This is a genomic window from Paenibacillus sp. FSL P2-0121, assembly GCF_037975345.1.
Classification (GTDB): Bacteria; Bacillota; Bacilli; order Paenibacillales; family Paenibacillaceae; genus Paenibacillus_AQ; species Paenibacillus_AQ odorifer.
Map to the genome: position 1 here is coordinate 1,881,928 of NZ_CP150245.1, position 23,488 is coordinate 1,905,415.

The 23,488-nt window shown below is 45.3% G+C and carries 11 protein-coding genes; 8 read left to right on the plus strand and 3 right to left on the minus strand.

Annotation, left to right across the window (positions count from 1 at the left end):
• The first annotated feature begins 16 nt into the window (after positions 1-16).
• The 5 genes from MKY54_RS08310 to MKY54_RS08330 all read left to right on the plus strand — a co-directional run bounded on the left by MKY54_RS08310 (position 17) and on the right by MKY54_RS08330 (position 12,623).
• Positions 17-1,849, plus strand: coding sequence for a beta-galactosidase family protein (locus MKY54_RS08310; RefSeq protein ID WP_339190176.1), 1,833 nt, complete (start codon positions 17-19; stop codon positions 1,847-1,849).
• 155 nt (positions 1,850-2,004) lie between these two features.
• Positions 2,005-9,855, plus strand: coding sequence for a polysaccharide lyase family 8 super-sandwich domain-containing protein (locus MKY54_RS08315; protein ID WP_339190177.1), 7,851 nt, complete (start codon positions 2,005-2,007; stop codon positions 9,853-9,855).
• A gap of 161 nt (positions 9,856-10,016) precedes the next feature.
• A complete protein-coding gene (locus tag MKY54_RS08320; protein ID WP_076126261.1) occupies positions 10,017-10,724 on the plus strand; it encodes a DUF421 domain-containing protein in 708 nt (235 codons plus the stop codon).
• Positions 10,725-10,832: 108 nt separating this feature from the next.
• Positions 10,833-12,329 carry an alpha-N-arabinofuranosidase gene (locus MKY54_RS08325; protein ID WP_076104908.1) on the plus strand — a complete coding sequence of 499 codons (1,497 nt, stop codon included), beginning with the start codon at positions 10,833-10,835 and terminating at the stop codon, positions 12,327-12,329.
• Between the two features lie 12 nt (positions 12,330-12,341).
• Positions 12,342-12,623: a DUF6171 family protein gene (locus tag MKY54_RS08330; RefSeq protein ID WP_076100542.1), complete on the plus strand. Its 282-nt coding sequence runs from the start codon at positions 12,342-12,344 to the stop codon at positions 12,621-12,623.
• A gap of 49 nt (positions 12,624-12,672) precedes the next feature.
• Here the strand turns inward: MKY54_RS08330 and MKY54_RS08335 are convergent, their stop codons facing one another.
• The 3 genes from MKY54_RS08335 to MKY54_RS08345 all read right to left on the minus strand — a co-directional run bounded on the left by MKY54_RS08335 (position 12,673) and on the right by MKY54_RS08345 (position 19,964).
• On the minus strand, positions 12,673-13,587 hold the full coding sequence (locus tag MKY54_RS08335; protein WP_076100540.1) for an ArsR family transcriptional regulator: 915 nt from the start codon (positions 13,585-13,587) through the stop codon (positions 12,673-12,675).
• Positions 13,588-13,779: 192 nt separating this feature from the next.
• The gene (locus MKY54_RS08340; RefSeq protein ID WP_339190180.1) at positions 13,780-18,579 is read right to left on the minus strand and encodes a LamG-like jellyroll fold domain-containing protein; all 4,800 of its coding nucleotides are present in this window, start codon (positions 18,577-18,579) and stop codon (positions 13,780-13,782) included.
• 479 nt (positions 18,580-19,058) lie between these two features.
• Positions 19,059-19,964 carry an ArsR family transcriptional regulator gene (locus MKY54_RS08345; RefSeq protein WP_076126270.1) on the minus strand — a complete coding sequence of 302 codons (906 nt, stop codon included), beginning with the start codon at positions 19,962-19,964 and terminating at the stop codon, positions 19,059-19,061.
• 276 nt (positions 19,965-20,240) lie between these two features.
• On the opposite strand from MKY54_RS08345, the gene MKY54_RS08350 reads away from it, so the two are divergent.
• The 3 genes from MKY54_RS08350 to MKY54_RS08360 all read left to right on the plus strand — a co-directional run bounded on the left by MKY54_RS08350 (position 20,241) and on the right by MKY54_RS08360 (position 23,393).
• Positions 20,241-21,485 carry an extracellular solute-binding protein gene (locus MKY54_RS08350; protein WP_036675642.1) on the plus strand — a complete coding sequence of 415 codons (1,245 nt, stop codon included), beginning with the start codon at positions 20,241-20,243 and terminating at the stop codon, positions 21,483-21,485.
• A gap of 79 nt (positions 21,486-21,564) precedes the next feature.
• Positions 21,565-22,443 carry a sugar ABC transporter permease gene (locus tag MKY54_RS08355; protein WP_076138280.1) on the plus strand — a complete coding sequence of 293 codons (879 nt, stop codon included), beginning with the start codon at positions 21,565-21,567 and terminating at the stop codon, positions 22,441-22,443.
• A 53-nt stretch (positions 22,444-22,496) separates the two neighbouring features.
• Positions 22,497-23,393, plus strand: coding sequence for a carbohydrate ABC transporter permease (locus tag MKY54_RS08360; RefSeq protein ID WP_036675639.1), 897 nt, complete (start codon positions 22,497-22,499; stop codon positions 23,391-23,393).
• Positions 23,394-23,488: the final 95 nt, after the last annotated feature.

Consider the following 23,488-nt stretch of genomic DNA (forward strand, 5'->3'; position numbering starts at 1 on the left):
AAGGAGGTTGTCGATAATGAGCCTGCTCACCTGGAACGACGGACACTATTTGCTGGACGGACAGCCTTATCGTATCGTATCGGGAGCCATTCATTATTTTCGGGTTGTGCCTGAATATTGGAAAGACCGGCTGCTGAAATTGAAAGCCTGCGGATTCAATACCGTGGAGACCTACATCGCCTGGAATATACATGAACCTAAAGAAGGGGAGTTCGTATTTGATGGCATGGCCGATGTGGTATCTTTTATCGAGCTGGCTGGGGAGCTTGGGCTTCATGTTATTGTCAGACCGAGTCCATTCATCTGTGCGGAGTGGGAGTTCGGAGGCCTGCCGGGCTGGTTGCTAGCTTACGGGGAACTCCAGCTTCGCTGCTGTGACCCTCTTTATTTAAGCAAGGTAGACCGTTATTACGATGAGCTAATTCCTCTGCTGGTTCCGCTGCTCTCCACACATGGCGGACCAATTCTGGCCGTTCAGGTAGAAAATGAATATGGCAGCTATGGTAATGACAGTGGCTACCTGGGCTATATGCGTGATGGACTGGTCAACAGAGGGATCGATGTGCTGCTCTTTACTTCCGACGGGCCAACTGATGAGATGTTGCTCGGCGGAACACTGGAGGATGTGCATGCGACAGTCAATTTCGGCTCCAGTACAGAGGAATCCTTCCGCAAATATCGGGAATACCGCTCTGAAGAGCCGCTTATGGTGATGGAATACTGGAACGGCTGGTTTGATCACTGGATGGAGGATCATCATGTACGCGATGCCGGGGATGTAGCAGGTGTTCTGGATGAGATTCTGACCCAGGGCTCCTCATTTAATATGTACATGTTCCATGGTGGAACCAATTTTGGTTTCTATAATGGTGCGAATCATATCGTCACCTACGAGCCAACGACTACAAGCTATGACTATGATGCCCCGCTCACGGAATGGGGAGATACGACGGCGAAATTTGAAGCTGTCCGGTCGGTACTCAGCAACCATGGATTTGCCCCGACTTGTCCACTCCCTGAGCCGATTCCGAAGATTTCTTACGGGAAAGTCGCTTTGACGGAAAGAGCGGAACTATTCACGGCTTCCAATCTGGAGAAGTTATCAGAGACGGTGAACAGCGTGTGTGTACAGCCGATGGAGAAGCTCGGACAATCCTATGGTTTTATATTGTACAGCACTTTTGTGCAGGGACCGCGGTCCAGACAGAAGCTTTACATCGAGGGCGTGCGCGATCGGGCCCAGGTCTTCCTGGATGGACAGGTGCTTGGGGTGATTGAGCGCTGGAATCCGCTGCCACTGGAACTTTCCATCCCCGCTGGGGGAGCGCAGCTGGATATCCTCGTCGAGAACATGGGACGAATCAATTACGGGCCGCTCATTCGCGATCCGAAAGGGATTCTGGACGGGGTTCGGATTGATAACCAGCTGCAATATAACTGGACGATTCGTACTTTGCCGTTGGAACAGGAACAGCTGGCTTCACTAGCGTACAAGAAGCATCCGGTGGAGAAGCAGCAAGCTGCGCCCCTTTCGGGTCTGCCCGGATTCTACCGGGGGAGCTTCGAGGCGGAGGAGATTGGCGATACCTTTCTACGATTCGATGGATGGAATAAAGGGGTCGCCTGGATTAACGGATTTAATCTGGGCCGTTACTGGAACGTTGGACCGCAGCGGGCGCTATATATCCCTGGTCCACTCTTGCGCAAGGGGTGCAATGAGCTGGTTCTTTTGGAGCTGCATGGCCATGCGGAGACTTGCGAGATTGAGCTTGTGAACCTTCCTGATCTGGGAAGAACTTCGGCCGTCGATGACGCCGTGTTGAATTTTGTGCAGGATGATAACTTGTAGATGCCTTTAGCTTTAACCAATTCTAAGATTGGGGTGAACAAATGCGTAAACCAAGTCTATTTTTAGTATTAGTTCTCATTGTTGATCTTTTTTCTTCCTGTGGGGGAGTTCTTTATCCCTCGCATAGCAGGGCATCTGCGGCTGCATCAAATCTTATGCTTAACGGAAGCTTTGAGAATACAACGACAGCCCTTGACTCAACCTGGACAGGGGTTACAGACGCTGCTCCGGTGGGCTGGAGCTTATGGGTCCCTACAGGTAGCGGGAAAGGCACGAATAAAACAGCGAATATCAAGATAGACGCTGGCACTGCGCATGAAGGAACCCGGTCCATGCTGTTCGATGCCTTTGCCACAAGCAGGATTTCCATCAATCAGGGGGTAACTTCGGTTATCCCCGGTAAATCCTACAGACTTAAAGTCTGGCTAAAGACGGACAACGTCACTGGACAGGGAGCCTACTTTAGAACACAGTATTACAATACTGCCAAAGTGGGAGATGGACCTTCCTCTCCCAAAATAACAGGCACACAGGACTGGAGTATGCAGCAAGTACTTCTAACTATGCCGGCTAACGCGACGAAGCTAGTCATCGAGCCTTTTTTGGAGACTGGAAAAGGAAAGCTATGGATAGATGATATCGCATTGGAGGAATATGCGGGTCTTACAGGAATTGCGCTAGACCGTACGGCCTTTTCTATGGTCAAAGGGGACACGGTTGCACTTCTGCCGACTTTATCCCCTATAACGGCGGTGGATAAAACGGTAGTGTGGACTTCGAGCAATCCAGAAGCTGCGACTGTGGACGCACTTGGTAATGTAATGGGTACGGGGATCGGTTCTTCGACCATCAAGATCGCCACACCGGATGGTAGCCTTGCAGCTGAATGTCTGGTTACTGTCGAAGCTCCCGACACGATACAGGCCTACAATAAACTGAGGCTGAAATGGTACGACCGATTAAGTGGTGGTCAATACGATGGGAGTGATCCTGATATAGCTGCTAGTATTAGCGCTCAGGCTGCATCGGCTGCTGCACTTTGGGAGAGTATGGATAAATCCTCCGGCCGCACTTCCTTGTGGAGTGATACCGCGAGCACTACAGATTCGCAGTTTATTACAAGCGCTTACAATCGCTTGAAGACTATGGCATTGGCCTATTCTGTGGAGGGATCGGAGCTTTACGGCAACAGCGCTTTGGCGAACGATATTGTAAGCGCAATCAATTGGATGTATACAAACCGCTATAATCCGAGCAAAAGCGCTTATGGGAACTGGTGGGACTGGGAGATTGGCACGCCGCAGATTGTGAATGATCTTATGGTGCTCATGTATGACTATCTAACACCGCAGCAAATCAATCAGTATCTTGCGGCTATTGATGCCTTCTGTCCAGACCCCAAAGTAGGGTCGGTTCTTGGCGTTAAGGGCACGAAGATGACGGGAGCAAATCTACTAGATAAAGCGCTTGTGGTCACGGTAAGAGGCGTGATTGGCAACAACAGTGCAAAGATCATTCAGGGCCGTGATTCCATTGGCTCCGAGTATGTGTACACGACTCATGGTGACGGTGTGTATAAGGATGGTTCCCTCGTTCAGCATAATAATATTGCCTATACGGGAGGATATGGTTCGGTCTGGCTCAAAGGGACGGCGGACATGTCTTATCTGCTGACCGATTCTCCATGGCCAATAACGGACCCGAATGTTCTGAACATTTACGAATGGGTGGCTCAGACTTACGAGCCGGTGATCTACAACGGTCATTTTATGGATTCGGTAAATGGCAGAGGTATATCTAGAAAAGGAAGCGGCAGCGCAAGAGGGTTAATTGTCACCTTGCTGCGGATGGCTGAAACTGCTCCGGAGAATATTGCAGTATCTATTAAGCAAGCGGCGAAAGAATGGATTTCAGCGAATATGACATCCGGCAATTATTATGAAGGGTTGTCGCTTGCCGATATAACGATTGTGAAAAAGCTGATGAATGACGGGAAGATCAATCCAAGAGGAGCTCTCATTAAGAATCAGGTATTCGCCGGCATGGACCGGGTGGTTCATCTACGCGAAGGTTACGGCTTCAGCTTGAGTCTGTTCTCGAATCGCATCTCGGCGTTTGAGAAAGGGAACAACGAGAACCTGAAAGGATGGTATACGGGGATTGGGATGACCTATTTATACAATCAGGATCTGACCCAATACCGCAATGACTTCTGGCCTACCGTCAATTCCTACCGCTTGTCTGGCACGACAACGGATGGATCGGGGCAGGGAATGGTGCCTGTGGAATGGAAAAGTTACATGAATCCGAAAACCTGGGTGGGTGGATCGTCGCTGGAAGGCCTATACGGTGCAGCAGGTATGGATTTCTCACTCTCCCAAGTGACCGGTAGCGATTTGCAAGGCAAGAAATCCTGGTTTATGTTCGATGATGAGATTGTGGCGCTTGGTTCGGGAATTTCCAAATCAACTGCCGGCCCGCAGTCTGTTGAGACGATTATCGATAACCGGATGCTTAACGAAGTGGGAAACAACAAACTTCTAATCAACGGAGCTGTAGAACCGTCACAGTCCGGATGGTCAGCGACGTTAAAGAACGTTCAATGGGCCCATCTGGAGGGTAATGTGCCAGGTGCCGACGTGGGCTACTATTTCCCTGAAGCTCCAAGTATACTGGCGCAACGTGAAGCCAGAACCGGCAGTTGGAAAGAGATTAATGCCACTCAATCCGATGTTCCCATTACGCGCAACTATTTAAGCCTGGCAGTTGAGCATGGAGATACGCCTACGAATGGCTCATACTCCTATGTTCTGTTGCCTAATCGTGACATTTCAGGTACTGAGGATTACAGTGGCAACCCGGATATCGAAGTGCTGCGCAATACAGAGGATGTGCATGCGGTCAGAGAGAAGAAGCTGGGCATAACCGCCGCTAATTTCTGGAATCCAGGAACGGTAGATTCCATCAAGGCACTCAATCCAGCTTCCGTGATGATTCGGCAGATCGATCAGGAGCTTGTCGTTTCGGTGTCTGATCCTACTCAGTCGCAAAACCTATTGTCCCTGGAACTGGATATACCGGGGTTGACACTGCTCAGCAAAGATAGCAAGACGGATGTAGTGCAAGCTTCGGGAAATACAGTTATAACGGTGGATGTGAAGAATTCTATAGGGGCAACGCATGTATTGAAATTTAATATTACTGAAGGAGAGACTCCAAAAGACGAATATGACGAGCTTCGTGGAAGATGGGTGGAGTATTTGACCGGAGGGCAATCCTTCGACCCGAATAACCCGGACATTGCCAAGTCTATAAAGACTTTATCCGATAAGATCAGTAATCAGGAGCGAACTGGATTCTGGGATACGATGAACAAGCAAATGAACCGTACTTATTTATGGAGCGATAAGCCGGGCAGCACAGCGGATGCTTTTGATACGGCAGCCTCTTATAACCGGTTGAAGGATATGGCTATTGCTTTTTCAACATCCGGCTCACCATTGTACGAGAATATGCAGTTGAAATCAGATATTCTGGACGGTTTAGATTTCCTATACGCGAATTGGTATAACGAAACCAAACTGGAGAAAGGCAATTGGTTCGAATGGGAGATCGGCATTCCGCTTGCATTGGGAGATACGATGGCCTTAATGTTCGAGTATTTGTCAGCCGATCAGATTACCAAATATACCAAAGCCATTGATAAATTCTGCCCGGACCCAACCAAACGGACCAATCAACCCTCGTTGATGGAAACCGGCGCGAATCGGCTGGATAAAGCACTGGCAGTGGTCTTGAGGGGCATTCATAATCGTGACAGCGCGAAGATCAAACAAGGGCGGGATGCAGTTAGCCAAGTATTACCCTATGTGACCCGCGGAGACGGATTTTATGAGGACGGCTCCTTTATCCAGCATAATAATATTGCTTATACCGGCAGTTATGGGGCTGTATTGCTTGGCGATATGATGAAAATGATGACTTTGCTGACAGGGTCCTCTTGGCCGCTGACTGACACCAATATGAAGAATGTATACAACTGGGTAATGGATTCTTATGAACCTCTTGTCTACAGAAAATTAATGATGGATATGGTGTTCGGTAGATCGATAGCCCGGGGAAACCGGCAGCTCGTGCCTTGGTCGCATATTTTGCGGCTGGCTTCTTCCGCGCCACCGGAGCAAGCGGCCCGATTTAAATCGATGGTGAAGTATTGGTTCGAAGCCGATACGGTAGTAAGTTATTACGACGGTCTAAGAGTAGCCGATATTGTTCTGCTCCAGGAGCTTATGGACGATCCAGAGGTGCAGCCATCAGGAGACCTTACTGTGCATAAGCAGTTTTCGGCTATGGACCGGATTGTCCACCATCGGCCTGGATATGCCTTTGGGATCAGCATGTCTTCGGCCCGAATTGCCAACTATGAAGCGGGCACAGAGAATCTGAAGGGCTGGTATACAGGCGAAGGCATGACCTATCTGTATAATCAGGATCTGGATCAATATGCAGATGCATTCTGGCCGACCGTGAACGCTTATCGTCTGCCTGGGGTTACATCGGATGGGGCAAGTCGCGGTGCAGCCAAGACTACATCTAAAACATGGGTGGGAGGATCATCCATAGACGGCCTTTATGGAGCGGCCGGCATGGATCTGGATCCGGATAACAGCACATTGTCCGGTAAAAAGTCCTGGTTCATGTTCGATGATGAAATCGTAGCACTTGGGGCAGGCATTACAAGCACGGATAACCGCAAGGTGGAGACCATCGTAGATAACCGTAAGCTCAAGGCGAGCGGAGACAATGTACTTACGGTCAACGGAGAGGCCAAGCCATCCGCGCTGGGTTGGTCTGAGTCAATGAATCAGGTGCATTGGGCACATCTGGAAGGCAATGTTCCCGGCTCGGGAATCGGTTATTATTTCCCTGATGCCCCAACGATAGACGGTCTGCGTGAGTCTCGGACTGGCGCATGGAAGGATATTAATCAAGGGGGATCAACGGAGCCGATTACGAGAAATTATGCCAGCCTGTCGATTGCTCAAGGAACGAATCCGGTGAATCAATCGTATTCGTATGTGCTTCTGCCGAATCAGGATGAAACGGCGACAGCGCGCTACAGCAGTAGTCCTGACATCGAAATTATAGCCAACACGGATAGTGTGCAAGCCGTCAAGGAACAGAAGCTGGGACTTACGGCTATGAACTTCTGGGTACCGGGAATGATCGAATCCGTGCGCGCCAATCATCCAGCCTCCATTATTATCAAGGAGTCTGGAGATGAACTGACGATAGCCATTTCGGATCCGACACAGTCTCAATCTGTGGTGAATGTGGATGTCGGCAGAACCGCGCTGGAAGAGCTGATGAAAGATCCAACCGTAACGGTACTGCAGACCTCACCGAGGATTGAACTCGCAATTCATACCAGCGGGTCCAAAGGAAAAAGCCATGTTGTCAAGTTCAGAATTGATCCGAATGCCGAGCCTTCTGAGCCTTCCGATTCGGAACCAGACGAAGCGGCAATAACGAAGCTGTATGTTTCTGAAGATGCGTATGTCAATGGAGGATCGAAAGCTGCAGTCAATTATAGTTCGGTCAATTACTTGCAGATCAGAAATGGCAGCGGGGACACAGACAGAAGGGTTTATCTAAAATTCGATCTGAGTCCATTTCTCGGTGAAGTTGGTTCTGTGAAGCTGAATGTGTTCGGAAAGACAAATGACGGGGCAGGCACTTTGTCCGATATCGGTGTATTTGGAGTCCAAGATGATGATTGGACGGAGGCAACGCTAAATTACAATAATGCTCCAAAAATCGGTACTCAAGCTGCGCTGCAGACTTTTTCCGGACCGGAGCAGTGGCGGCAGTTAGATATTACCTCATGGGTTGGCACGGAGTTCCCTTCCGATCCGGTGATAAGTCTGGCTCTTAGGCAGGTAGGCTATAATCTCGCCACAGACATAAGAAGCCGTAAGAATGAGAATGGCAAATATGCCGCGTATCTGGAAATTTTGCCGAAAGATACAACACCTCCAGTCACGAAGGCTACCATACTTGGAGAAACAGGAGAAGGGGGCGCATATAAGGGCAAAGTCAATATCACTTTTGATGTCACCGACCAATCCAATGGGGGAGCTGTCGGCTGGGGAGTCAAGCGGACAGAATACCGGCTCAATGGTGGTGCATGGAATACGGTTACTCAGAGCGTATATATCGAGAACCCCGGAACCTTCGGGATCGATTATCGTTCGGTGGATAAGGCTGGAAATGTAGAGCCTTTCCGACAGCTTCAGGTGACAGTCATGGAGCCTACAGAAAGAGTCTCAACGGCAATTAGCGGCCCGGAAAGCCTGGCTGTCGGGGAGACCGGAACGGCGGTTACTTCGGTAGTGTACAGCGATGGCAGCCGTTATATAGTAACCGAAGGTATAGTCTATGAGAGCAGCGATCCTAACGTCGCAAGTATAGGCAAAGATGGCCATATTGAAGCTAAAGGACCGGGCGTTTCGGTTATTTCATCCGTATATGACAACATGACCGCTTCCTATTTATTAAAGGTGTATGGACAACTGCCGGAGCTCGTCTCTATTTTGTTAAGCGGTCCGACATCCTTGGAAATAGGGCAGAGCGGTAAGGTGATCACAACGGCGGTATATAGTGATGATAGCCACCTTACGGTAACCGAGGGTGTGATCTACGAGAGCAGTAACAGGAAGGTAGCCACAGTAACGGCAACGGGGCAGCTGCAAGCACTTGATCCGGGCATGACTGTGATTACTGCAAGTTACGGAGGACGGCAGAGCAGTCTGAGGCTTCAGATTCTACAAGCGGAAGACAATACTTCAACTGTTCCGAGTCCGCAACCACAAGTGCCTTCCGTACCGGAGGTAACGGCGGGGCGGCTGCAACTAAACGCAGCTTCGTTGAACGATCTTTCGGCAGCCATTGTCTACGAGGGTAAATTGAGAATGCTAGTATTGCCGGGGATGGCAGCAGACATGCTCAAACAGAAGCCGCTTCGGGTAGAGGCTTCTAACTTTAATGTGACCCTTCCGGCAGCGGTGCTTCAACAATTACGGGGTTTGATTCCTGCGGAGCAATTGGCCGGCAGCCAGATCTTTCTGGAGGCTTCTGAGGTGAATGGGGAAGCGGCGCAGAGAATACTAGCTAGCGCAGAGAAGAAATCTGGTGCAGTGCTAAACCAGGCAGGAGAGTTCCTTCTTTTTAACCTGTATATTGTTGCTAGTGACGGTATAAGAAGCATACTTCACCAATTTGTTGAGCCAGTTACATTAGAGCTTAACGCCTACCCTGAGGCCAAAAGGAATTTGCTCGGCGGCTATTATTTTCCGGATTCCGGAAATATAGAGTATGCGGGCGGTTCCTGGCTGAAGGGCAAGGTGGCTCTGCGCACCGAACACTTAGGCACATATGCCGTGCTGGAATACAACAAATCGTATGACGATGTTCCTTCTGGACATTGGGCGGCGGCGGTTGTACAAGAGCTAACGGCCAAACATCTGATTCAAGGAGTCGGACTTCGGAATTTCGAGCCGAACCGCTCTGTGACCCGTGCAGAATTTACAGCTATGCTGATCCGCTTGCTAGGACTTGAAGGGAAATCATCTACAGCATTTGCGGATGTATCTGCGGATGAGTGGTATGCGGAGGAAGTGGCGCAGGCTGTAGAGGCGGGGATAGTCCATGGGGTGAGTGAGACTCGCTTCGCTCCAGAAGCCCCTATTTCCCGCCAAGAGATGGCGGTCATGGTGATGCGAGCCTACCAATATGTCAGCGGGAAAAAGTTGGAACCAAAGCCTGTAATCCAATTCGGTGACTTGCGTGCGGCTGCCTCATGGGCCCGTGAATCGATCATTGCTGCCCAAGCCCTTGGACTTATCCAGGGTCGAAGTGACCAGCAATTCGCTCCGGGAGGCTCAGCAACTCGAGCTGAGAGTGCAATGGTTCTATACAATCTTTTAGCAATTAAGACTGAAAAGTAGGAATTTGAAGCCAGGGCTTTGGGAAGGTTCAGTAGAACCATTCCAGAGCCCTTTTGGCGTTTAGAGAAATCGGCAGGTTTGGATGGGCAGAGCTTTCGTCGAGGTTTCATTTCTACTCGGTTTGTGAATAATGGAGGATTGAATAGGAAGGGAGCATAGAGATGCAGGTGTATATGGACATTGTGCTTAGGGCGTTTGTTGCTATGATCATGCTTTTGCTGATCGCCAAAATATTGGGAAAACAAACGTTATCTAACTTGACCTTCCACGATTTCGTGACGGGTATTATATTGGGCTCAATAGCCGCGAACTTGGCGTTTAATAAACAGCTGCATTCTTCCTACATGATCCTGGCGCTTATAGTTGTTACCGTTACATCTTTTTTACTATCTATCATCGCTTTAAAAAGTCGTAAAATGAGAAGCTGGATTTCAGGTTCACCCACTGTACTTATTGAGGATGGGAAAATTCTTGAGCAAAATATGAAAAAGGTAAGGTATTCGTTGGACTCTTTGGATCAGGCCTTGAGAGAAAAGGAAATTTTTAATCTAGAGGTAGTAGAATACGCTGTGCTGGAAGATAACGGAATGGTGTCTGTATTAAAGAAACAAGAGTACCAATATGTTACCCGAAAAGATCTAAAGCTGTTGTCCGTTCCTCAGAGCTTTCCCGTTGAATTGATTATGGATGGAATAATGCTCGCAGATAATCTTAAGGATAATGGCCTGACCCAAGAGTGGCTGGAGAACGAGTTAAGACGTAAGGGGAAACAAATTTCTGATGTGTTTTACGGGGTAAGAGGAACGCAGCAGCAGCTGATTTTTGACTATTATGAAGACGGGATAAAGAAACCTATTGATAAAGAATAGCTTTTGTTCATATTGGAGATTGACGGATACCTAAGCAGCGTCTTATAATGTTTATATAATTATTAATTAGTTAATAAAAATATAAACGTTGAGAGGCGGTATTTAACCATGGCAGAACGTGCGATCCTTAATACTGACATTCGCAAAGGGACGATTAACAGAAATATTTACGGACATTTTTCTGAGCATCTTGGCCGTTGCATTTATGAAGGGATTTGGGTTGGAGAAGATTCAACTATTCCTAACACCAACGGTATTCGTAATGATGTCGTGAAAGCGCTTAAGGAAATTAAAATTCCTGTACTACGCTGGCCAGGTGGCTGTTTCGCGGATGAATATCACTGGAAAGATGGTATCGGAGCCCGTGAAGGTCGTAAACGTATGATTAACACTCACTGGGGCGGAACGGTTGAGAACAACCATTTTGGTACGCATGAATTCATGGAATTATGTGAGATGCTGGAATGTGAGCCTTACATTAACGGTAATGTGGGCAGTGGTACCGTTCAAGAGATGTCCGAATGGGTGGAGTATTTAACCTTTGGAGGCGTATCTCCAATGTCCGAGCTTCGCCAGCAGAATGGTCATCAAGAGCCTTGGGCTGTGACTTATTTTGGCGTGGGGAATGAGAACTGGGGCTGCGGCGGGAATATGCGTCCAGAATATTATGCAGATCTTTATCGCCAATATCAGACGTATGTACGAAATTACGGGGACAATCGTATTCACCGGATTGCTTGTGGTCCTAACGTGGATGATTATCACTGGATGGAGGTTCTGATGCGTGAGGCAACACGCTTTATGGACTCGATTACCCTGCATTATTATACAATTCCTGGTCCAGCATGGGAGAATAAAGGTGCAGCTACAGGCTTTGAAACGAGTGAATGGTTTAGTACATTAGAGAAAGCCCTTCGCATGGATGAGCTGATCACCAGACATGGCGTTATTATGGATAAATATGATCCGGATAAAAGAGTAGGTCTTATCGTAGATGAGTGGGGAACTTGGTATGATGTAGAGCCGGGGACGAATCCAGGATTCCTGTATCAACAAAATTCAATTCGGGATGCTCTTGTAGCAGGCGTGACCTTGAATATTTTCCATAAACATAGTGACCGGGTACGGATGGCAAATATTGCGCAGACGATTAACGTACTTCAGGCAGTTATATTGACCGAAGGGGAAAAGATGGTGCTGACCCCAACGTATCATGTATTTAATATGTTTAAAGTCCATCAGGATGCGGAGTTGCTGGATTTAGCACTGGAAAGTGGCACTTACAGCTTTGAAGGCCGTGAGATTCCTGAAGTATCTGCTTCGGCTTCCGTAACTGCTTCTGGAATCATCCATGTCAGTCTTTGCAACTTGAACCATGCTGCTTCTGCTGCTGTTCCACTTGAGCTTCGTGGTCTTTCCGGGAAGAAGGTTGAAGTGACAGGCACAACACTTGCCGGTGATAAAATTGATGCTCACAATACCTTCAGCCAACCGGAGGCGGTAGTGCCGCAAGCCTTCACTGCCTTCACTCTGGAGGGCGATCTTCTTAATGTTGAACTGCCTCCAATGTCAGTAACTGTGCTGGAGATTACGCCGAAGGCTTAAGGTGGTGTTACCATGTCAACAACATCAACATGCAAGGGATGCAGAGAGGATTATAAAGTTACGCCAACGCAGATTAATCGGATCTTGTCTTCTTCCATGTTTAAGCCAGAGTTTTGTGTTCCGGATGAAGTTTACGCTGAACGGGTTGCCCTTTGTGGGACTTGCCCTAAGCTGCACGAAGGGGTAACTTGCGTCGCTTGCGGCTGCATCATCCCCGTAGTAGCCAAGCTTAAGGAACGTAGTTGTCCATTGCCGGGGGGTGGCTTGTGGGGTCCCTTTATCGAAAAGAATTAAGCTAAAATAAGAGCCGCATTCGACTCTCCAATGGGAGGTGAATGCGGCTTTATTCTTGGTTATCCGTATAGAACAACTCAACGATTAGATCTTCATTATAATTTCCAAAACCTTTGCCAAAAAGAGTAATCCCGCCAATATGCTCGGCATCTTCATCTACGGAAAGCTTGAAAGACCACTGTTTGTCACGGATATTCACTTGATCAAGGGTAACTTCTGAGAGCTTCAAACCATCCATAAATGTACCTTTTGCTGTAATGCGCAGCTGCTTGAGCAAGCCGTATTGGTTCGTGAGTGCTGGCCACCAGGCCGGTGTATATTTACCACGGCTATCCCCGTAGTCACCGGGACTTGTCCAGAATCCAAGCTTCACTCCGTTCAGAGTGAATGTGATATCCGAAGGCCAATTATTATTAATGGAAGGTGCTTCGGAAGCAATTTCCATGGTTATAATCAGTTCCTCAGGATGCTGGCTGGAGAGGAGGAAATTAGGGATTTTATATTCGATAAATCCTTTGCCGAACCAAAGAATCCCCGCATTCATACGCTCAAGATCCCAGAAATAGCGGGGATCATCAAAACTGCCGATCACTTTCTCAGTAGTTGCAAGACCACAGGTTGGCTCGATCAGGAAGTCGGAGTAATGTCCAACCGGAATTTCCTTGCGATAACTTTTGCGCTCATTGATCTGTCTGCCTGGGAAGGTGATTTCTGCTCCTTCAGCAGCTAGAGTACAGATCTTTTGCAGACCACTTCGACCAGGTGCCATATGCGTCTGGATCAGTCCGGCAGCTTCCAGCTTACGCACATGCATAGTCATAATGGCGCTGCTCAAATTTACTGCTGCGGCCAATTCCTTAACATTCATAGGATTTTCGGCAAGCAAACGCAACATATGCAGGCGTACTGAGCTGGCTAAAGCTTCATAGACGGGAAGGGATTCTTCCGACAGGTCAAGTTTCATAAATGGCCTCCAATTAAAATTTATGGGCTAATCGCCGATGATTAAGAAATTTATTAATAACAATATAAAAATCGACGTTTATTTCGGATGTATAGTTAATGATTATATTAGTTAAATACTTTTTTTACAATATGGGACTTTAAAAAAAGAACGGAGCCTGTGGCTCCGCTCTCTTTTCAAATCAAATCTTGCTTAATCTACGTTCGAGCTATACTCTGCCTGTACTTCATCTGACTTGAGCGCTCTGCTGTAAATCTTCAGTTCATCAATCATACCCTTAAATGGTGCATCCCAATAGTTGACGCCTAGAGCGAAAACGCCGTTCTTGTTCTTAAAGACATTCGGGAAGCCCTCACCAGAGAACTGCTCTACTCCGTTGAGGTAAACTTTTACGGTACCATTGCTGACCGTAAACGCAACATGTGTCCATGTATTTACTGGAATCTTCATGGCAGAAATAGCATCATACCAAGCTTCTCCGGACCATAACAACGTTTTACCGCCACCGTTCTGAGGAACGAAGCTAATCCAGCTATTTTTAGTGGCAGCGCCGAAGAAAGTAGTTGTTGCATCTGTAAGTTGTTCAGGATTTAGCCACATAGATACGGTGTAGGTATTGCTGTCAATTAATCCATCAGGCAAACGGATACCGGAGGTACCGTTGAATATTGCAGCTTGGCCGAGGACACCGTTACCGTATGTGATATTGCCTACTGTTGGGCTATCTACTTTTGCTCCTGTAACTTCGCCTTTTCCGTTCAATTGGAAGGAGTCATCCAGGTCGCCATCAAAAGCATAATGAGCTACTTTTCCATCAGTTACATTTACTGTGTAGCTGGCTGAAACTTCGCTTCCATCAGTCGCTGTTGCAGTAATTACAGCTTGGCCACCGACAGTTAGTGCTGTTACTATTCCGCTCGCTGCGTCAACAGCCACTACGCTGGAATCGCTAGAGCTCCAAGTTAGCGCCTTATTTCCGGCATTGGTTGGAAGCACACTTACTTGAGGGGTGAAAGTATTTCCTACAGCTACTGATTTAACAGCTTCACTGAATGAAATATTACTTACTTTAATGTTCGTATCAGGCTCACCGTTTACAAGCCAGCCCACAGCTTCCGCAGACAATGCTCTATCATACACGCGGAATTTATCAACCAAACCTTTGTATGGTGCATCCCAGTAGTTCACACCAAGAGCAAATACACCGTTTTCTGTATCAAAAATATCTGTGAATCCTTTTCCGGAGGATTTCAATATACCATTTACGTACATATTGACTGTTCCAGCATTGTAAGTGAAGGCAATATGCGTCCACTGGTTAACTGGAATTTGTAAGCCTGTATCAGCATCTAGCCAAGTATCGCTACCGAACCAGAGTCTGGTGGTTGCTCCACCGTTTCCATATGGCAGGAGACTGAACCAGTTCGTTTCGGTTTTAGCACCGAAGAATACAGGAGTAAAAGCTTTTAATTCGGATGGGTTCAGCCACATCCCTACCGAATATGCGCTACTTTGAATTAATCCGTCAGGTAGACGAACACCGGATTTACCATCAAACTTGGCTGCCTGACCGTTTTTACCAGCCTCAAAAGTGATGTCTCCATCCTCAGTGTTGTTGATCAGATTTCCGGTGACTATGCCGTCAGCTGTGCGATCCCCATTTTCTGCAAGGTCGCCATCAAAGTCAAAGGCAGCTACTAAGCCGTCTTCCAATTGCGTGCTCTTTTTTTCCATAACAACGGCGGTGAAGGTCTTAGTTACTGCGACTTCACCTAGCTTAATTGTAGCAGTCAGTTCAACTGTAGCGTTTCCAAGTCCAAGTTCAGGACGAGTAACCTTACCATTGTTAGCAATTACAGCCTCATTGGAAGAGGACCATGAAATTTCTGCTCCGCGCAAGCCTTCCGTAGGAAGGATGATGTCATCGTATATTTTTCTTGTGTCACCAATACTCAAGCCTGCAGCAATATTGTTCAAAATCTGCTCAACGCTCATCGATTCCATCTGGCTGCCCCAGATAGTGATCCCTTGATCTGACATTGCGGTGAACGTCATAACATGCTGTTTTCGTGAGGAATCCCATTGCTTCACAAATACACCTTTGTAGAGATGTTGTACGGTGCTTCCATTTTCCGTTTCGTTAATGAGCAAATGAGCGAAGTACTCATCCTTCAATTCCCAAGTTCCGGTTAACGATCCAGCGATCGTTCCGTCACTTTTTAGCTCGATATCTACTGTAGGTTTGATAACGCCTGAAACATCCTTGCCGTGGTTAACGAACTGATAAGAGCCGACAACATTATCCCGTGCTACAGCCCCAATAGTTTCACCCGTGTAACGATGTACGGCAGTTACTGGCCAGCCATCTTCGTTAGTGAACATTTGATGCACACGAAGTTCATGTGTTTCACCACGGAGTGGGAAACGAGTGTGGAAGAAGTTAAATATTTTACCCGTTTCATCATCATATTGTACCGAGTTATGTCCTGAGGACACATAACCATACGTTTGGAAATTCGGGTCTGCATTTTGATTTGTAAACATGAAGTTTCCTAATAGCTTATTACCATATGGTGTGTTGTCACCATCGGTAGTTAGAACAGCATTCTGTCCTGCTGCATCCGTATAAGGGCCGTCCGGATTTGTTGAACGGAACTGCCGCATGCTGTAACCGCCTTTGGAGTCCAGTCCACCGTAAGTTACATACAAGAAGTAGTAACCAGTATCCTTATCGTAAACGATATACGGACCTTCACCCGATTTGGTCATTCCGCCAGAAATATGGGTTCCGAAATAGCGGTCGATAAGACGTCCATCAGCGGTCTTTCCATCTTTGCCTGGATATTTAGGTTCTCCGGTAGCTGGATCAATCTCCAGAATGAATATACCACCTGACCATGAACCATAAGTCATCCAAAGCTTGTTGTCTTTGTCGTAGAAAATAGTTGGGTCAATTGCATTTGTATAGGTTTTGTTTTGATACAAACCACCTGCATTAAACCAATCTGGATTGACACCTTCCAACGTTCCATTGTCGATAAGGTCCTTGATATTTGTATTGTCCCATTTCTTATTTACTTTACTGTCACTGTCATAAGCCTCTTCCTTGGTGAAACCGGAATAAATTACGGTATTTCCATAAGTATAAGGCCCTTCGATATTTTGCGAAGTGGCGTAGCCAATCGCCGAACGGATATAAGTAGAAGAAGCGCTGTAATACATCATATAAGCGCCAGTTGTTCCATCAGCGTTCTTATAATCGTTATTCCAGAATACGTCCGGTGCCCAGATGGAGAATCCGCCTTTACTGTCCGAATCGTTCTCTCCAGCCCATTTAAAGGATTCTGCCAGATTCTTGGACAGATCACCAAAAATCACGTTGCCCGGTGTTGTATAACCATTAGTGAACTGTGTCCAGTTCATCAGATCATCTGATTTGGCCGCATCGATATGGGAGCCAAATACATAATAAGTTCCATTATCCACTACCACCGATGGATCATGTACCGAGACATTGGTGAGTGCTGGTGCAGTTGCTCCCGGACTAGGTGTAGCCGTCGGATTTGGTGTAGCTGTCGGATCTGGTGTAGCCGTCGGATTTGGTGTAGCCGTTGGATCTGGTGTAGCCGTTGGGGCCGGAGTAGCTGTAACTTCCGGAGCCGAAGTAGCAACAGAACCGCCGTTAGATCCACCGGTACCAGTGGTTGCCGTAGCCGTTGGAGTTGGTGTTTCAAAATGGATTAACTGACTGTACTTGCTATCAAAGATAACCTTACCCGTGCCTTGGATGGTTAGGATATCGTTGAAACCAAGGATTAGATTCTTGATTTCTGTACCTGCCTCTACACGCAGCTTGGCTTTTTGCTTCAGTGTAACTTCAGCAATACTGCCTGCTGTCAGATGGAGTGTAGGCTCTCCCAACGCTTGAAGCTCAACGGAATCAAAGCTTCCTTTCAGCTTGAGGATGGAATCCTTAGGCAGCGTATTCTCAACAATAACCCGGCTGAAACCTGCCCCCGTTAATGCATCTTCCTCTAGTATTGCACTGGAATGTACGCGTACGTTTGGTACGGCACTTGTGCCTCTAGTAACGACTCGCAGCTTGCCGTTATGCTTATCTACTACCATTTCAGCAGCATTGGAGTCGCTTAGTACGACACTGTTCTCACCGCCACCAGAAACGAATACTTTTCCCTTAACAGTGACATTATTCAGTGTGACATCGCCCTCAGCAATACCTTCGGTAAGGTAGAGATTCCCTGAGATTGTGGAGTTTTTCAACTCTACGCCTGGGCTGCTGATAACCATATTCCGAGTGTTAATCCCCGAATAGCTTCCGCTCTTAGGCGTGATTTCTCCGCCAAGCTTCTCAATCATGCGCAGTGCTTCCGCTCTTGTTACAGCCTGAGTTCCTTTAAAGCTGCCGTCAGTGTAGCCTTGCAGATAACCTTCACCAAGTAAAGACAATACTGCTTCTTGGCTCCATTCTGGCAAATCAGCAGCATCCTTTGGTGCAGAAGTGCCAACAGATGAGTTGAGTTGGAACAGTCTGTATAACATTACTGCAGCTTCTTGACGGCTTACTTGCTGTGCGGGTCGGAAGGTGCCATCGCTGTATCCTGTTACATATCCTGCAGCGGTTGCTTTTTGGATATCGCTGTAGTAAGCACCTGTCGTGGAAACATCCGTGAAGCCTATTTCGGCTTTTTCCTGCAAATTAAAGACCCGATTAACCAGAGTAACCCACTCTGCACGGTTGATTTCTTGATTTGGCTTATATATTCCGTTTCCGTAACCCTGAATCAAGCCCTTATCTACCCAGGTTTGAAAATCTTTTTGTGCCCAGTGACCGGAATAATCGGCGGTTTGTTGCTGAGTGGATAATGCGACTGATTTGGAATCGCTTGCAGAAGCTGCAGAAATTAATGGAGCAGGCACTAATAGAGTGAGTGCAAGCAGGGAAGCGGTTAGTTTACCAGTAGTTTTTCTCAAATGTATGATCCTCCGATTCTAGTGATGTAGAGCTTGTCACGCGTATTTTTCCAATTCCTCCCTTCTTTACTGAAAAAAATGTAAAACGCTTACATAATTAGCTACTAAAAAAACGCTTTCGAATATGAAAATGGTTTTAATTTATGTATTACTAAACCATAATACGGAAAACGTTTTATAATGCTCTCATTTTAAGCATGATATCAGCAAATAGTCAAACAGAAATTTAATGATTTATGAATCTTTTTATATTTTTATAAATTATAAATTCAAAATAGAGGCAAATGATTTAACTACTGGTGATTACTGCTGAAGTGGATAAGAGTGAAATACAGTGAATGGATGACTAGGCGGGATATATCAGCAAGATAAAGAGAGGGGATAGGGCATAACAGGTGGGGGGGAGCTAAAGAAGAATAGCTAATTAGTTGTTCACCCCCGCAAAAAAACCAGTTTTGCTTAGATCATAAATGAAAAATTTACAGATAGTACAATTTGAAAATGATATCTTGATCATGGTTTCCGAATTTTTTTCCGAAAATCGTTGCTCCTCCTACGTGTTTTGCATCTTCCTTCACTTCGATCCGAAAGGTCCAACGATCACAATTAGTATCTAAATCCTCAATCGAAACCTGAGACAGCGGGTCACCGTCAATATAAGTTCCATTGTGGTTTGTAATTCTAATCGTTTTTAGCAATCCGTATTGATTGATATTGTGAGGCCACCATTCCGGTGTGAATTTACCTCTAGCATCAGCGAAATCTCCGGGGCTCGTCCAAGTCCCTAATTCCAAGCCATTCAAAGAAAAGGTGATGTCTGAAGGCCATACGTCATTAGCAAAGGGGAATTCGGAAGAAAGCTCTAAGCTAATCTCAAATTGCTGTAGGGTTTCCTCTTTTTTTAGGAAATTAGCGATATTATATTGCACATAACCTTGCGTGAACCAGAGAATCTCTGCGTCCACTCTTTTAGAATCCATGAAATACTTAGGTTCGTCTACTCTGCCGATAAACTCCTTATCCGTAGCAAGTCCGCAAGTAGGTTTCAGATCATAATCGGTATAATGACCAATCGGCACTGATGTCTCGTAGGAGGCAAAGGAGTGAAAGATTTTTTTCGGGAAGTTAATCTCAATATGATCCACCCTAAGGATTGAGATTTTTTGCATTCCTGATTTACCAGGCACCTTTTCAGTTTTTATGAGCCCTGCATCTTCTAGTTTTTTAATGTGTTTGGTAACGATAGGACTGCTTATTTTAAGTTCTTCTGCCAAATCTTTGATGTTCATCTTATTTTTGGAGAGCAACTGAATAATTTTGATGCGTACTTCACTCGCTAAAGCTTCGTAAACAACAAGAGAGGATTTGTCGATTTCCAACTGCATTTTACCCACTTCTTTCAAAGTTATTTCATATACTGTAAAGTTTATTAATCTATATATAAAGTAACATGAAAGGTAACCGAAGTAAATATAATATCGCTTTCATCTCCGAGAGATGAATCAAAAGGTTAATTAAACGAAAAAAAATTCTGTTAAGTTTATTTAAATGTTATTGACTACGCTTTCACAATGAATGTATACTAATCTCAAGTTAATCGTTTTCAAAGAAAGTGAACATGAATGGTTATCTTAACATTACAGCTGCAGGGGGAGAGAGTAATGAAAAAGAAATTTGGAGTTTTATTAGCAACGGTTCTAACATTATCGACAGTTTTGGCAGGATGCGGTGGTAAAGATGATAGTAAGACGATTACGTTCTGGACACCGCTGACCGGTGATGACGGTGCTTATATGGATCAAATTGTTAAAAACTACAATGCAACGAATCCCGAAATCAAAGTAAAACATGTTATTACGGCTGATATGTACACAAAAATTTCTACAGTTTTGGCATCTAGCAAAGGTGTTCCTGATTTAGCAATTATCCACGCTGACCGTGTTCCTGGGTTTGTTAAACAAGGTGTACTGGAATCCATGCAAGATACCGTATTGCCAGCACAACCTGAACTGAAAGCTGAAAATTACTTACCACAAGCTTGGAACACTGGTAATATCGATGGAACTCAATACACAGTTCCTCTTGATATTCATAGTAACGTAATGTATTACAATAAAGATTTGCTGAAAAAATATAACGCTGAATCCTTCTTGGATGATAACGTTGTTACTATTGATGAAATGCTTTCCTTACAAGGTAAATTGGATGAAGGCGATTACGTAGTTAATGATGCCTTGCTGGGCTGGGTTATCTTGGCTCAAATTCAAGATTTGGGCGGGGATATCCAAGTCGATGGAAAACCGGCTGTTAATACCCCTGTATTTAAACAAGCGTTTGAAAATGTTAAGAAAATCGCCGATGCTGGCCTGATGACTCCATTTGGTGAAGACGGTTACTTGATGTTCCAATCTCAAAATGTACTTTTCTCGACAGACGGAACTTGGAGTTCTACAGCACATGCTGGGGTTGAAGGCTTGAACTTTGGCGTGACCAATGTTTATTCTCCTACTCCTGATAAATTCACCAACAGATCTTCTTCTCACTTGTTCGCTATGTTGAAGAATGATAAGAGAACAGACGAAAAAGAAGTGGGTATTGCTAACTTCTTGGAATATGTTCGTACGAATTCGATGGAATGGGCAAAAGCTGGACAAAACGTAGCAAGTAACGTAGTTAACCAAAGCCCTGAGTACAAAGACTATATGCAATCCTTCTTTACATCTGATGAAAAAGAAATCGAATCCCTATACATTTACACCTATGAATACTACCCATACATTGCGGAAGCTGTAGATACTTACTGTGCGGATATCGTGCGTGGCAACGTTGATATTGATGAGACTTTGGCAACGATGCAAAAATTTGTTGAAGATAAAATTGCGGAAAGCAGCAGTGCAGCAAAATAAAGCAAAATAGAATAGATTGTACGAAGTAATGTGCCATGTTATGGTGCATTACTTTGTGCAAAAGGAGAAATGAATTCCTATGAAAAAGAAAATCAATTGGGCACCTGCTTTCTTTGTAGGTCCGCATGTCATTTTGTTTGCTGTCTTCATTTTATTGCCAACGATTTATGGGATTTATGCTTCATTTACAAAATGGAATTTAATGAGTGATCCGGTATGGGTAGGCTTTGATAACTATAAGGCTATTCTTTTTGACAACAGTTCAACCTTTCATACTCAATTTTTCAGAGGTCTAAAAAATACATTGATTTTCGTTGCTATGTCTGTTCCGTTGCTGATTATTATTCCATTAATGGTCGCGGTGGCGTTGGAACATAAAAAAGTTAAAATGAAGAGCTTAATTCAATCTATTCTTTATATTCCTGGCTTGATTTCAATTTCTGCGGCAGCACTGATTTGGCTGTTGATCTTTAATAAGCAACTTGGGATCACTGGTAATCTATTTGGATCACAAATTGCTTGGCCTGCAAATCAACCCTATGCGTGGATTATTATCATTGTAATTACTTTATGGGGTGGTATTGGGGGCAACATGATTATCTATCGTGCTTCCTTAAGTGGCGTTTCTCAAGAGTTATATGAATCGGCTGAGCTCGATGGTGCGGGTTCTATTAAAAAATTCACTAGTATTACCTTGCCATCTATTCGTTTTCCATTAATTTATACCTTTGTTATGACAACTGCGGGTGCCTTTAATGTATTCGGCCAACCGTTAATGATGACCGATGGCGGACCTCGACAAAGTACACACGTTCTAATGATGTATATTCGTCAATTAGCTTTCGGTAACGGTGAGTCCATCGCCGGGATGGCATCAGCTATGGCAGTTTTACTGGGATTAGTTATTTTGGTGATCTCAGCGCTGCAATATTTTGTAATGAACCGAAATGCTTCATAGGTTCGCAGAAACTAATTGACTAACAAGGAAATGGAAAAGGTAGGTGTACTAAAATGTCAAACCAGGCAGTAAATCCAGTTGTAAATACAACAGGCAAAATAAAAGGCTCCTCCAGTGTAAGTATTTCAAAATATATTTCCTATATATTTCTAGGTATCCTATGTGTGATTTGGATCATTCCTGTTATATTCGGGATTTCCACCTCATTTAGATCACAAACGGAAGTAGTATCCTCGGGCTTTAGACTATTTCCTAAAGAGTGGGTCTTTGAGAACTACGTTACAATCCTAAACAATACCTCTACAGCTCCAATTCTACGTTGGTTAGGTAACTCATTGTTTATTGCCACATCTCACACCATTCTGGTTGTTATTGTTATTTCGATTACAGGTTTTGGATACACCCGTATTAAGTTTAAAGGAAGAGACACATTGTTCTTTACTTTGCTGGGGATCTCCTTCTTCCCGGGTGTTGTTAACTTGATTCCTTCTTATAAAATCATTGACTCCTTTGGTTGGGTGAATACTTCCTGGGCTATGATTATCCCTGGTCTTGCGGGTATGGGTAATATCTTCTTGGTCAGACAGTTTATGAACGGTATCCCAAAAGAATTAGATGAATCGGCTAAAGTTGATGGTGCTAGTGACTTTAGAATTTTCGCGCAAATTATATTGCCGTTAGTTAAACCAATATTGATTGTTTGCGGATTGTTCTCCTTTACTGGATCTTGGAATGACTTCCTCTGGCCGGTTATTGTGTACACAGATGTAGACAAAATGCCAATTACCGCTGGTTTGCTCTTATTGCAAGATATCTACGGAAACTATCGTATGATCGGACAATTAATGGGCTCGGCAATCATGGCGATTATTCCAACATTGCTGCTATTCGTTTTTGCACAAAAATACTTTGTTCAATCCATCAACCTGAATTCGGGTATCAAAGGTTAGATCGAATGAATTTAAACTTAAATACACCTTGACTTCTTATAAGGAAGGGTGTGTTTTGGTGACCTGCAAATATAAAAAAAGAGATAAATATAGGA

Bases quoted from the DNA above. Each gene is read 5' to 3' on its own strand.
- MKY54_RS08320 (WP_076126261.1), top strand. From the start codon at position 10,017: ATGCAGGTGTATATGGACATTGTGCTTAGGGCGTTTGTTGCTATGATC.
- MKY54_RS08360 (WP_036675639.1), top strand. From the start codon at position 22,497: ATGTCAAACCAGGCAGTAAATCCAGTTGTAAATACAACAGGCAAAATA.
- MKY54_RS08315 (WP_339190177.1), top strand. From the start codon at position 2,005: ATGCTTAACGGAAGCTTTGAGAATACAACGACAGCCCTTGACTCAACC.
- MKY54_RS08325 (WP_076104908.1), top strand. From the start codon at position 10,833: ATGGCAGAACGTGCGATCCTTAATACTGACATTCGCAAAGGGACGATT.
- MKY54_RS08335 (WP_076100540.1), bottom strand. From the start codon at position 13,587: ATGAAACTTGACCTGTCGGAAGAATCCCTTCCCGTCTATGAAGCTTTA.
- MKY54_RS08330 (WP_076100542.1), top strand. From the start codon at position 12,342: ATGTCAACAACATCAACATGCAAGGGATGCAGAGAGGATTATAAAGTT.
- MKY54_RS08310 (WP_339190176.1), top strand. From the start codon at position 17: ATGAGCCTGCTCACCTGGAACGACGGACACTATTTGCTGGACGGACAG.
- MKY54_RS08350 (WP_036675642.1), top strand. From the start codon at position 20,241: ATGAAAAAGAAATTTGGAGTTTTATTAGCAACGGTTCTAACATTATCG.
- MKY54_RS08345 (WP_076126270.1), bottom strand. From the start codon at position 19,964: ATGCAGTTGGAAATCGACAAATCCTCTCTTGTTGTTTACGAAGCTTTA.
- MKY54_RS08355 (WP_076138280.1), top strand. From the start codon at position 21,565: ATGAAAAAGAAAATCAATTGGGCACCTGCTTTCTTTGTAGGTCCGCAT.